Annotated in this window: 12 protein-coding genes; 7 read left to right on the top strand and 5 right to left on the bottom strand. The window is 60.8% G+C overall.

Features of this window, described 5'->3' with window-relative positions; all coding sequences use genetic code 11:
• From AC3WKX_RS07380 to AC3WKX_RS07360, 5 genes are read left to right on the top strand one after another with little or no spacing between them, the layout of a single operon-like run.
• Positions 1–1,044: a DUF5924 family protein gene (locus AC3WKX_RS07380; protein ID WP_003214774.1), complete on the top strand. Its 1,044-nt coding sequence runs from the start codon at positions 1–3 to the stop codon at positions 1,042–1,044.
• A 55-nt stretch (positions 1,045–1,099) separates the two neighbouring features.
• Positions 1,100–2,248: an ABC transporter permease gene (locus AC3WKX_RS07375; RefSeq protein WP_032899919.1), complete on the top strand. Its 1,149-nt coding sequence runs from the start codon at positions 1,100–1,102 to the stop codon at positions 2,246–2,248.
• Positions 2,245–3,048 (top strand): ABC transporter ATP-binding protein, encoded by an 804-nt coding sequence (locus tag AC3WKX_RS07370; RefSeq protein WP_003214778.1) that lies wholly within the window; start codon positions 2,245–2,247, stop codon positions 3,046–3,048. The genes AC3WKX_RS07375 and AC3WKX_RS07370 overlap by 4 nt, the downstream gene beginning before the upstream one ends.
• A 1-nt stretch (position 3,049) precedes the next feature.
• On the top strand, positions 3,050–3,988 hold the full coding sequence (locus AC3WKX_RS07365) for an MlaD family protein (protein ID WP_003214780.1): 939 nt from the start codon (positions 3,050–3,052) through the stop codon (positions 3,986–3,988).
• Entirely contained in the window at positions 3,985–4,644 is a 660-nt protein-coding gene (locus AC3WKX_RS07360) for an ABC-type transport auxiliary lipoprotein family protein (protein ID WP_008439645.1), read from the top strand. The genes AC3WKX_RS07365 and AC3WKX_RS07360 overlap by 4 nt, the downstream gene beginning before the upstream one ends.
• 86 nt (positions 4,645–4,730) lie before the next feature.
• Here AC3WKX_RS07360 and AC3WKX_RS07355 read toward each other — a convergent pair whose 3' ends face one another.
• From AC3WKX_RS07355 to AC3WKX_RS07335, 5 genes are all read right to left on the bottom strand, one after another.
• Positions 4,731–5,960, bottom strand: a complete 1,230-nt coding sequence (locus AC3WKX_RS07355) for a nucleoside recognition domain-containing protein (RefSeq protein ID WP_003214785.1) — start codon at positions 5,958–5,960, stop codon at positions 4,731–4,733.
• Positions 5,961–6,059: 99 nt separating this feature from the next.
• A complete protein-coding gene (gene gltP, locus AC3WKX_RS07350) occupies positions 6,060–7,391 on the bottom strand; it encodes a glutamate/aspartate:proton symporter GltP (protein ID WP_017477988.1) in 1,332 nt (443 codons plus the stop codon).
• Between the two features lie 729 nt (positions 7,392–8,120).
• Positions 8,121–8,588, bottom strand: coding sequence for an inhibitor of vertebrate lysozyme family protein (locus AC3WKX_RS07345; protein ID WP_102604421.1), 468 nt, complete (start codon positions 8,586–8,588; stop codon positions 8,121–8,123).
• Positions 8,589–8,590: 2 nt separating this feature from the next.
• A complete protein-coding gene (locus tag AC3WKX_RS07340) occupies positions 8,591–8,755 on the bottom strand; it encodes a DUF1328 domain-containing protein (protein WP_003170804.1) in 165 nt (54 codons plus the stop codon).
• Positions 8,756–8,832: 77 nt separating this feature from the next.
• A complete protein-coding gene (locus AC3WKX_RS07335) occupies positions 8,833–9,117 on the bottom strand; it encodes a hypothetical protein (protein ID WP_087694545.1) in 285 nt (94 codons plus the stop codon).
• Positions 9,118–9,509: 392 nt separating this feature from the next.
• Here AC3WKX_RS07335 and algB point away from each other — a divergent pair, with 392 nt between their 5' ends.
• Entirely contained in the window at positions 9,510–10,856 is a 1,347-nt protein-coding gene (gene algB, locus AC3WKX_RS07330) for a sigma-54-dependent response regulator transcription factor AlgB (RefSeq protein WP_003214793.1), read from the top strand.
• 10 nt (positions 10,857–10,866) lie between these two features.
• Entirely contained in the window at positions 10,867–12,654 is a 1,788-nt protein-coding gene (locus AC3WKX_RS07325; RefSeq protein WP_008439641.1) for a KinB sensor domain-containing domain, read from the top strand.
• Positions 12,655–12,658: the final 4 nt, after the last annotated feature.

The following is a 12,658-nucleotide window of genomic DNA, read 5'->3' as shown; positions in this document are numbered from 1 at the left end:
ATGCCTATCCTGACCCACACCATCCAGCGCATCCTCGAGCTGATGAAGCGCTACCCAGGGGTGATTGCACTCGGCGGTTTCATCTCGGGTGTGGGCAGCTTCATCCTGGTGGATCGCCAGCAAGGCATGGCCAGCTGGATCGCGATCATCATGCTGGTGAGCTGGTTATGGCTGATGCTCGAAAACAGCCTCACCCAGCTGTTCAGCAAAGTCTTCAAACGGGAAATCCCCGAACCGCTGCTGCGCTACGCCACGCAGATGATCCATCAGGAAAGCCTGTTTTTTGTCCTGCCGTTCTTTTTTGTCACCACCACCTGGAACAGCGGCCAGTCGATCTTTACCGGCCTGCTGGGCGCGGCGGCGTTGGTCTCCATCACCGACCCGCTGTACTACAAGTGGCTGGCGCCCAAGCGCTCGCTGTTTCTCGCACTGCACACCCTGACCCTGTTTGCGGCCCTGCTGACCGCGCTGCCGATCATCCTGCACCTGACCACCGCCGAGAGTTACAAACTGGCCCTCGGCGTGGCGATGGCGCTCTCTATCCCGAGCCTGGCCGTGAGCCTGCCGCTGCGTAGCATCAAGGGCTGGGCGATGCTGTTGGGGGTTACCGCAGCGATTGGTTGCGCCGGCTGGTTCCTGCGCACTTGGGTGCCGCCCGCGACGCTGTGGATGACCGAAGTGGCCATCAGCACCCAATTGCAGGACCGCACGCCCGGCGATGACCTGAAAGAAGTCAGCGCCGCCCAACTGCGCAGCAGCGGGCTGTATGCCTACACCGCGATCAACGCGCCGCGCGGCCTGGATGAGCGGATCTACCATGTGTGGAAATTCAACGGCAAGGAAGTCGACCGCATCGCCCTGGACATCCATGGTGGGCGCAAGGAAGGCTATCGGGCCTGGACCCACAAGCAGAACTTCCCCCCCGACTCGGTAGGACGCTGGCAGGTACGGGTGCTGACCGAAGATGGCCAAGTGATCGGCGTGTTGCGCTTCAAGGTGACTGACCCCGGTCAGGGCGCTACAACGCCAGACGCGCCAAAGTAGGCAGGATCGTGCTATTACGTAGGAATTCTGGAATAGCCAAACAAGCTCGGAGCTTATGACCAGTAGCACAACGGCCGGTGCAGCCCATCTGGACACGTCCACCCAGCCTCCATTGCTGAGGATTACAGGGGATTGGACGCTTGCCCACTATGCCAACCTGAAGAAGCTGTCGGAAAAGCTCGACGGCCAGTACGACGCTGGCGCACGTATCGACCTTAACGGCCTCGGCGCCCTGGACACGGCCGGCGCCTCGCTGCTGGTGGAATTGCTCGGCCCCGAGCGCATCGAACAGTCCGCCGAACAGACCGACTGCAGCCTCTCGACCGCCGACCGCGCGTTACTGAAAACTGTCTACCGCTCTCTGAACGACTTCTGTGTGCCGGTCAAGGAACCCGAAGAAGCCGCCGGCATCATGTTGCTGGCGCGCATCGGCGGCGCGGTCTACACCGTCTGGCAAGACGGCATGAAACTGCTGGGCTTTATCGGCCTGATCCTCGAAACCTTCGCCCGTGGCGTATTCCGGCCCAAGCGCTGGCGCGTGACGCCCATGGTTGCGCATATCGAACAAACCGGCCTCGACGCGGCCCCCATCGTGGCCTTGCTGACCTTCCTGGTGGGCGCAGTGGTGGCGTTTCTCGGTGCCACGGTGCTGGCCAGTTTTGGCGCGAGCATCTTCACCGTGGACCTGGTGGCGTTCTCCTTCCTGCGGGAGTTCGGCGTGTTGCTCACCGCGATCCTGATGGCGGGCCGCACTGCCAGTGCCTTCACCGCACAGATCGGCTCGATGAAGGCCAACGAAGAGATCGATGCGATCCGCACCCTGGGCCTCGACCCGATGGAGTTGCTGGTGCTGCCCCGCGTACTGGCATTGCTGGTGGCGCTGCCGATGCTGACGTTCCTGGCAATGCTCTCGGGCATTATCGGCGGCGGTGTGGTGTGTGCCGTGGCCCTGGATATTTCGCCGGCAATGTTCCTGTCGCTGCTGCAATCGGACATTGGCGTGCAGCACTTCCTCGTCGGCATGGTCAAGGCGCCGATCTTCGCGTTCCTGATCGCGGCCATCGGCTGCCTCGAAGGTTTCAAGGTCAGCGGCAGCGCCGAGTCCGTCGGCGCCCACACCACCTCCAGTGTGGTGCAATCGATTTTCGTGGTGATCGTGCTGGATGCGGTCGCCGCACTGTTCTTCATGGAGATGGGCTGGTGAGTCGTCTGCGCCGTGCGCCCACTGAGGCGGTGATCGAAGTCCGCGGGCTGTGCAACCGCTTTGGTTCGCAAAGCGTGCACGAGAACCTCGACCTGGACTTGTACAAGGGTGAAATCCTCGCCGTCGTCGGTGGCTCCGGCAGCGGCAAGTCGGTGCTGCTGCGCAGCATCATCGGTTTGCGCCAGCCCAGCGAAGGCCAGGTGCGGGTGTTCGGGCAGAACTTGCCGAGCCTGTCGGAACACGAGCGGTCACTGGTGGAGCGGCGCTTCGGCGTGCTGTTCCAGAAGGGCGCGCTGTTTTCCTCGCTGACGGTCACCGAGAACGTTGCGTTGCCACTGATAGAGCATGCCGGCCTCAGCCGTCCCGATGCCGAGCACCTGGCGGCAGTGAAACTGGCATTGGCCGGGCTGCCGCTGTCGGCCGCCGACAAATACCCCTCGTCACTCTCCGGCGGCATGATCAAGCGCGCGGCCCTGGCCCGTGCCCTGGCGCTGGACCCGGACATCCTGTTTCTCGACGAACCCACCGCCGGCCTCGACCCGATCGGCGCCGCCGCCTTCGATCAACTGATCCTGACCCTGCGCGATGCGCTGGGCCTGAGCGTGTTCCTGGTCACCCACGACCTCGACACGCTGTACACCATCACCGACCGTGTAGCGGTGTTAGCGCAGAAAAAGGTACTGGTGGCGGATGCCATCGATGTCGTCTCGGAAACCGACGACGCCTGGATTCACGAATACTTCCATGGCCCACGGGGCCGCGCGGCATTGGATGCCGCTCAACTGCTCAACGAGGTATGACATGGAAACCCGAGCCCATCATGTGATGATCGGTCTGTTCAGCGTGATCGTCGTGGTCGGCGCCATGCTGTTTGGCCTGTGGCTGGCCAAGTCCAGCGTCGACAGCGCATTCCAGGATTACGAAGTGGTGTTCAACGAGGCGGTCAGCGGACTGTCCCAAGGCAGTGCCGTGCAGTACAGCGGGATCAAGGTGGGCGACGTCACCAGCCTGCGCCTCGACCCGAAAGACCCGCGCCGGGTGCTGGCGCGCATCCGCCTGGCCGGGCAGACGCCGATCAAGGAAGACACCCAGGCCAAGCTGGCCCTGACCGGCATTACTGGCACCTCGATCATCCAGCTCAGCGGCGGTACGCCCCAAAGCCCTGAGCTCAAGGGCAAGGACGGCAACCTGCCGGAAATCATTGCGTCGCCATCGCCGATCGCGCGACTGCTGAACAACAGCAATGACCTGATGACCAGCATCAACTTGCTGCTGCACAACGCCAATCACATGTTCTCCCGGGAGAACGTCGAGCGCCTCAGCAATACCCTGGACAACCTGCAACAGACCACCGGCGCGATTGCCGATCAGCGCGGCGACATCAAGGTGGTGATGCAGCAATTGATGCAGGTGAGCAAACAGGCCAGCGCCACCCTGGAGCAAACCACCGCGTTGATGCGCAACGCCAACGGTTTGCTCAACGACCAGGGCAAGCAGGTTTTCGGCAGTGCTGAAAAAGCCATGCAGTCCCTTCAACAGAGCACGGCCACGATCGACACCTTGCTGACCAACAACAAGGATTCCCTGAACAGCGGCATGCAGGGTCTCAACGAACTGGCGCCAGCGGTGCGCGAGCTGCGGGAAACCCTGGGTTCGTTGCGCGCCATTTCCCGCCGCCTGGAAGCCAACCCCAGCGGTTACCTGCTGGGCAGCGACAAGAACAAGGAGTTCACGCCATGAAGCGTGCGTACCAAATGATCGCCCCCGTTGCGCTGGTATTGGTCAGTGCGTGTTCCATCCTGCCGAAGGCGGATCCCTCGGACGTGTACCGGTTGCCATCGGCGCAGGCCGCCACGCAGGCCAGCCCGGTGGCCTGGTCGCTGCGGGTGGCGAAGCCGCAGACCAGCGAATTCCTCGACAGCCCGCGGATTGCCGTGGTGCCTAACGGTGACTTGATCAGCAGCTATGCGAATTCCCGCTGGAGCGATCCAGCTCCCGTGCTGTTGCGTAACCGGTTGCTGGACGGGTTCCAGCGGGATGGGCGGGTGACGTTGCTCAGTACCGATGAGACCAATCTGCAGGCGGACTTTGAGTTGGGCGGGCAGCTGCAGGCGTTTCAGAGTGAGTATCGCGGCAGCGCAGTTGAAGTGGTGATACGGCTGGACGCACGGTTGGTGCGCGGCAGTGATCAACGGATTATTGCCAGCAAGCGGTTCGAGGTGAGGCAGCCGGTGGGGGATACCAAGGTGCCGGCGGTGGTGGCCGGGTTTGGTCAGGCTGGGGATGTGCTGAACAGGCAGCTGGTGGATTGGGCCGTCGGCCTGGGAAGCCGCGCTTTTGTGGCGAGGGAGCTTGCTCCCGTTGGGCTGCGCAGCAGCCCCAAAACCAGTCAATGAGCTTTGACTGACACACCTGCGATAACTGACTGGGGCCGCTTCGCGGCCCAACGGGAGCAAGCTCCCTCGCAACAGGAATTCAGGTCTTAGCCGAAGAACCAGTAGCACACCGCAATCGCCGCCACCACACCAGCAAACTCCGCCAACAACGCACACCCCACCGCATGCCGTGCCCGCTGGATTCCCACCGAGCCAAAGTACACCGCCAACACATAGAACGTGGTCTCGGTGCTGCCCTGAATCGTCGCCGCCACCAGCGCCGGGAAGCTGTCCACGCCCTGGGTCTGCATGGTCTCAATCAACATCGCCCGCGCCGCACTGCCGGAGAACGGCTTGACCATCGCGGTCGGCAGCGCATCGACAAAGCGCGTGTCCATGCCGGTCCAGGCCACCACGTGGCGAATGCCTTCCAGGCCGAAATCCAGCGCGCCGGACGCCCGCAACACGCCCACTGCACACAGCATCGCCACCAGGTACGGCAGCAGGTTCTTGGCAACGTCGAAGCCCTCTTTGGCACCTTCGACAAACGCCTCGTAGACCTTGACCTTGCGCAGCGCGCCGATCACCAGGAACAACATGATCAGCCCGAACAGCGTGAGGTTGCCGAGGATCGACGACAGCCCCGCCAGCGCAGTGGCTGAGAGCGTCGCCAGCAAGGCCATGAAGCCACCCAGTACCAGCGCACCCGGAATCAGATACGCCAGCACCACCGGGTCCCACAGCCGCAGGCGTTGCATCACCGCCACCGACAACAGACCCACCAGGGTCGAGGCGCTGGTGGCCAGCAGGATCGGCAGGAACACCAGCGTCGGGTCCGCCGCACCTTGCTGGGCGCGGTACATGAAGATGGTGACCGGCAGCAGGGTCAGGGAAGACGCGTTGAGTACCAGGAACAGGATCTGCGCGTTGCTGGCGGTATTGGGGATAGGGTTGAGCTCTTGCAGCGCCTTCATGGCCTTGAGGCCGATGGGCGTAGCGGCGTTATCGAGGCCCAGTCCGTTGGCGGCGAAGTTGAGCGTGATCAAGCCGATGGCCGGGTGACCGGCAGGCACTTCCGGCATCAGGCGCCGGAACAGTGGCCCCAGGGCCTTGGCCAGCCAGTCGACGATCCCGGCTTTCTCGGCGATACGCAGGAAGCCCAGCCACAAGGTCAGGGTGCCGAACAGCAACACCATCACCTCGACCGACAGCTTGGCCATGGCGAAAATGCTTTCCACCATGGCCGCAAAGATCCCGGCATTCCCGCCGATCAGCCATTGCGCCAGCGCAGACACCATCGCCACGATAAAGAAGCCAAGCCACAGGCCATTGAGCATCAGTTGAATCCCCCGAAAGATGGGGCGAATGATAGCGGGGCTGGCAGAAACGACAAACCCCGGATTTTCCGGGGTTTGTGTAGGAGCCAGTTATGGCGGTCAGCCGCGAGTGGTCTCGCCGGCCGGCAGCACTTGCTTGGTGCGCCAGTGCGGCAGGGAGTTCCAGTAGCGCTCGCCCTTGGCATCGTCGTACATGCCTTCCCAGCGGGAGATGACCAGTACGGCCAGGGCGTTACCGATCACGTTCAGTGCGGTACGGGCCATGTCCATGATGCGGTCGACACCGGCGATGAACGCCAGGCCTTCCAGCGGAATGCCCACGCTGCCCAGGGTCGCCAGCAGCACCACGAAGGACACGCCCGGCACGCCGGCGATGCCTTTGGAGGTGACCATCAGGGTCAGCACCAGCATCAGTTGCTGGCCAATCGACAGGTCGATGCCATACAGCTGGGCGATGAAGATCGCCGCGATGCTCTGGTACAGGGTCGAACCGTCGAGGTTGAACGAGTAGCCGGTCGGTACCACGAAGCTGCAGATCGCCTTCGGCGCGCCGTAGGCTTCCATCTTCTCGATCACACGCGGCAGCACGGTTTCAGAGCTGGCAGTGGAGTAGGCCAGCACCAGCTCATCCTTGAAGATGCGCATCAGCTTGATCACCGAGAAACCGAACAGGCGGGCGATCAGGCCCAGCACCACAAAAGCAAAGAACAGGATGGCGACGTAAACCAGAATCACCAGCTTGGCCAGCGGCAGCAGCGAGGCGAAACCGAAGTTGGCGACGGTCACCGCGATCAGGGCAAATACACCGATCGGGGCGTATTTCATGATCATGTGGGTGACTTTGAACATGCTCTCGGACACGCCCTGGAACATGGTCACCAGGGGCTCGCGCAATTCAGGCTTGAGGCTCGACAAGCCGAGGCCGAACAACACCGAGAAGAAGATGATCGGCAGCATGTCGCCACGGGCCACGGCGGCGAAGATGTTCGACGGGATCAGGTTGAGGATCGTCTCGATGAACGCGTGCTCGTGCTGGACCTCGGCGGCAGTGGCCGTGTATTTGGAAATGTCGACGGTACCCAGGGTACTCATGTCGATGCCGGTACCCGGATGGAACAGGTTGGCCAGCAACAGGCCGACCACAATGGCAATGGTGGTGACCACTTCGAAGTAAAGGATGGTTTTAACGCCGATCCGGCCGAGCTTTTTCGCATCGCCAACACCGGCGATTCCGACAATCAGCGACGAAATCACGATCGGGATAACGATCATCTTGATCAGGCGGATAAAGATATCGCCAGCGGGCTGCAACACGTTGCTGATCCACCAGGCCTTTTCAGCACTGAAATGGTTAAGCACCGCACCGATTGCAATCCCCAGCACCAGACCGATGAGGATCTGCCAGGCGAGGCTTAGCTTTGCCTTCTTCATGTCATTACCCTTACTTCAAGTGGACTCAGGCAGATGCGCCAGCAGCTGGAACGCTCGAGAGCGAAAAAGTGTGTGCATCTGCCCCCGTAGAAGGTCACCGCAGTTGGCCGATATGGCTCACTGGCAGGCGAAAAAAGGCGCAACTATTCCGATGCAAGGAGGCGACGTCTAATGCCGTAAACGCCTACCCTATGCCGAATCGGCATGAGTTTTTTTGAGTTTTTCTGTCTGAACGGTCAGTTCGAATACGACATTTCGGCAGGCATAAATGCCGCGAACCGGCCATTTCAGGCTCGCGCAGGGTTTTTTGAAAATCTACGGTCGCGGTTGAAAACCCCTGAAAATTCCTACGCATACCATCGAAAAACTCGTCTGGCAGGAGACAAACTTTCTCGATAGATGGTCACGCGGAAACACCAAGAAATGGTTGGGCGGACGCAAAAAGGAGAATTGCCGCTATGGGCGGCATGACAGAAGCGGGCATAGGAGCCGCAAGCCCGTCGCAAGTTCCACAAACCATCGGCTTGGGAACTTGCGTCGCAGCTTTTCACCTGACCCGGCCCTTGCGCAGGCACTCCCTGTCCCCGTAGGTCACGCCGATCCAAACGATCAGAGCAACCCGGCCCCCTGGTCATGCACCACCCTTGTCGGGCGATGCAAACAGAAAGAAGCACGGCGCTTCTTTCTATGGACGTTAAGCCGGTAGACGACAGCGTCGTCAGACCGAACCTAGTACCAATTCGGATCTTTCTTGAGCTGTTCCATCAGCAGCTTTTGCATGCCTTCGTCCGGCTTGCCAAGAAAACGGTAGTCGGCGTGCCGCGTTGGCGATTTGTCCGCGGGCAAGCCCGCCGGGACTTCTACCAACATCGCGTAAGCATCTTCCTTGTCGAAGCTGAAAGCGACGATCAGGCGCTTGTTCAGGCATGTGTCTGCGGTTTCACAGAGCGGCCCGACCAAGTACTTGTCACCATCCTCTTCAACGGCATTCATCTGTTCAGCGCTACCCGACAGGTTCATCACCCATTCAGGCAGGCGCTCTTCCTTCTTGACCACGCTCTGCCAGGTCTCGCGGTACTGCGGGTCCGCACTCAGCAGTTCGTTGGCTCGGGACTGGCCATCATTGGCAGCCAGCACCAAGCCGCTGCCGCCCAACAACAGGGCGGCAGCCAGGACTTTAAGGGACGAGTTGAACATGCTTAGCCTCGACCACGACGGCCAAAGAAGAAGGAAGCGATGAACATCACCAGGAAGACCACAAACAGAATCTTGGCGATACCCGTGGCGGTGCCCGCGATACCACCGAAGCCCAGGACTGCAGCCACAATGGCGATGATCAGAAATGTGATTGCCCAACTCAACATGGTGATTCTCCTTACGCTTCTTTTAGGGGTAACAGCGGTAGTGCCTGCGGTCGCTCGATTCGAGGACCGTGTATTGCCTAGAACACCCAGCGTTCCTGCGATGGCAGGTCGCCGAGGGTGGAGTCCTGTTCAACCGCCGCCAATTGCGGGGTTGTCACATCGGCGGCAGTGCTGCCGACGGAGCGGAAATGGGTCTGGGTCATCATCGGACGTTCAAACTGCACGACTTGTTGCTGACTCTGCTGCCAATGCGCCAATTGCTGACCGCCAATCAAGGTCACCATCAGGGCCAGGCTGGCAAACAGCCCTTGTTGCAGGCGCAGTGGCGATACACGCAGTTGGGTCAGGCTTTGGCGAGTCATGCTGTATCTCTCCCGCATTCTGATTATTCGTAGATGAAACTCGTATGAGGTGTATTGCAGCCTGCGTGCCAGTTTTTTAACAAAATAAAACCCAATAAAATCAATAAGTTAAAAACAAAAGCGCTTTGACACCACGAGCATCCTGCACGATGCCCCTATCCTTGCCGTGCGAAATGCACGATGGTCACTGGTCGGATCAAGGGATAGGAAGGCAACGTTCGACTGCCGAAGTGGCAAGAGGGAGACAAAAACGCCTCTTGTGGGAGTCTTTGTAAGAAGAAGCGCAGATAGCTGCGCGGTGACGGCTTTAATCAATCAGAATAAACCATGCAACTTGCCCGATTATTCCGGGACTAAACAACATCATTCATTCTTAAGGGAGCGCGGGACAGATGGAATCAGCCAAGGAACTTCAAGGCCGCATTCTTTTAGTGGATGACGAATCCGCGATCCTTCGCACCTTCCGTTACTGCCTGGAAGATGAAGGCTACACCGTAGCCACCGCCAACAGCGCCGCCCAGGCCGATGCCTTGTTGCAACGCCAGGTGTTTGACCTGTGCTTCCTGGACCTGCGCCTGGGCGAAGACAACGGCCTGGACGTACTGGCGCAAATGCGTATCCAGGCGCCGTGGATGCGCGTGGTGATCGTCACGGCCCACTCGGCCGTCGACACCGCCGTGGATGCGATTCAGGCCGGCGCGGCCGACTACCTGGTAAAGCCTTGCAGCCCCGATCAATTGCGCCTGGCCACGGCCAAACAGCTGGAAGTGCGCCAGCTGTCGGCACGCCTGGAAGCCCTGGAAGGCGCAGTGCGCCAACCCAAGGACGGCCTCGACTCCCATAGCCCGGCGATGATGGTGGTGCTGGAAACCGCACGCCAGGTGGCGGGCACTGATGCCAACATCCTGATTCTCGGCGAGTCCGGCACCGGTAAAGGTGAACTGGCCCGGGCGATCCACGGTTGGAGCAAACGCGCGAAAAAATCCTGTGTCACCATCAACTGCCCGTCCCTGACGGCGGAACTGATGGAAAGCGAGTTGTTCGGTCATAGCCGTGGTGCGTTTACCGGCGCCAGCGAAAGCACCCTGGGCCGCGTCAACCAGGCCGATGGCGGCACCTTGTTTCTCGACGAGATCGGCGACTTTCCGCTTACTTTACAACCCAAGTTGCTGCGCTTTATCCAGGACAAGGAATACGAGCGCGTCGGCGACCCGGTGACTCGCCGTGCCGATGTGCGAATCCTCGCCGCTACCAACCTGAACCTGGAAGACATGGTTCGCGATGGTCGTTTCCGCGAAGACCTGCTGTATCGCCTGAATGTCATCACCTTGCACCTGCCGCCCCTGCGCGAACGCAGCGAAGACATCCTGACCCTGGCCGACCGCTTCCTGGCGCGTTTCGTGAAGGAATATGCGCGGCCGGCGCGCGGCTTCAGCGATGAAGCCCGTGAGGCACTGCTCAACTACCGCTGGCCGGGGAACATCCGCGAGCTGCGCAACGTGGTTGAGCGGGCCAGCATCATCTGCCCGCAGGAAAAAGTTGAGATCAGCCACCTCGGCATGGCCGAGCAGCCGACCAACAATGCCCCGCGTATCGGTGCGGCGTTGAGCCTGGATGAACTGGAAAAGGCGCATATCGGTGCCGTGCTGGCCACCAGCGACACCCTGGACCAGGCGGCCCGAACCCTTGGCATTGATGCGTCGACGCTGTACCGCAAACGCAAACAATACAACCTGTGAGCTGTAACCTATGAAGCTTGCGATGACCCTGCGCACTCGGTTGTTCCTGAGTATTTCCGCGCTGATCACCGTCGCCCTGTTGGGGTTGCTGCTGGGGTTGGTGAGCGTCATGCAAATGGCCAAGACCCAGGAATCGTTGATTCGCAGCAACTTCATCACATTGGACCTGGGGCTCAAGCTTCGGCAGACCCTCGGCGACCAGTTGATGATCATGCTCAATGAACAGCCGAATACCGCTGCGCTGGAAGACTCCAAGCAACGCTATTTCGCCCTGTTGCAGCAAGGTATCGACCACGAACAAAAGGACGCGGTAACCAGCGGTTTTACCCAGGCCAAGACCAATTACCTGAGCTTTCTCGAGGCGTTCGATGAAAAGGAGAATGCTCCGCCGCAACTGCGCAACAACGACGAGCTGACCAAACGCTTCAACATCCTGCGCAACGGCCTGATCGCCGAGCACAAGAAAGCCCTGGATAACATCAACGATACCGAACACAAGTCCCGTGAACGTGCGCTGCTGATTGCCGGCCTGCTGGGCCTGGTCGGCCTGGCGGTGCTGATCATCGGTTTCGTTACCGCCCACGGTATCGCCCGACGCTTCGGCGGGCCGATCGAAGCGCTGGCCAAGGCCGCCGACAAGATCGGCCAGGGCAACTTCGAAGTCACGCTGCCCATTTCATCCGCAGCGGAAATGAACCTGCTGACCCGACGCTTCGGCATCATGGCCGAGGCGTTGCGCCAGCATCAGGCAACCAATGTCGATGAGCTGCTGGCCGGGCAACAACGCCTGCAGGCGGTGCTCGACAGCATCGACGACGGCCTGCTGATGATCGACCGCCAGGGTCGCCTGGAACACCTTAACCCGGTGGCACAACGTCAACTCGGCTGGGACGAGAATCGCCTGGGCCAAGGCCTTGGCGACGCCCTGGGCCGCCCGGAACTGGATGAACAGCTGCAACTGGTACTGCGCGGCGGCAACCTGGAGCGCGCACCTGAAGACCTGGAAGTAGAGGTTGAGGGTGAGCTGCGCCTGCTGACGTACAGCCTGACGCCGGTCAGCCATACCCAGGGGCACATTCTGGGCGCGGTGATGGTGCTGCATGACGTTACCGAGCAGCGTGCCTTTGAACGAGTGCGCAGTGAGTTTGTATTGCGCGCGTCCCATGAATTACGCACGCCGGTGACGGGCATGCACATGGCCTTCGGCTTGTTCCGGGAACGGGCGAAGTTTCCTGCGGAGTCGCGCGAAGCGGACCTGCTGGATACGGTCAACGAGGAAATGCAGCGCCTGATGCAGTTGATCAACGACTTGCTCAACTTCTCGCGCTACCAGAATGGCTTGCAGAAACTCACCCTGGGCCCGTGTGACATCAGCGACCTGCTCGAACATGCCCGCGCCCGCTTCGCGGAGCAGGCGAATGCGCAGAACATCGAGCTGCTGGTTGAGGAACAATCCCCGCTACCGAGGTTGCATGCCGATCGAGCGCAGCTGGAAAGGGTGCTCGACAATTTGCTGGGCAATGCCCTGCGGCACACAGCCGACGGTGGGCAGATCCGCTTGCAGGCGCGTCGTCATGGCGAACGGGTGATTGTCAGCGTTGAAGACAACGGTGAAGGCATTGCCTACGGCCAGCAGGGACGAATCTTCGAACCGTTTGTGCAGGTAGGCCGCAAGAAAGGCGGCGCCGGGCTGGGCCTGGCGCTGTGCAAGGAGATCGTGCAATTGCACGGTGGCCGCATGGGGGTGTATTCGCGGCCGGGGCAGGGGACGCAGTTCTACATGGCGTTGCCCCTGTAGGACC

It is taken from the genome of Pseudomonas sp. GP01-A4 (genome assembly GCF_058780865.1).
Note: the sequence above shows the minus strand (reverse complement) of the source record. Positions and strands in the feature narration are given on the sequence as shown.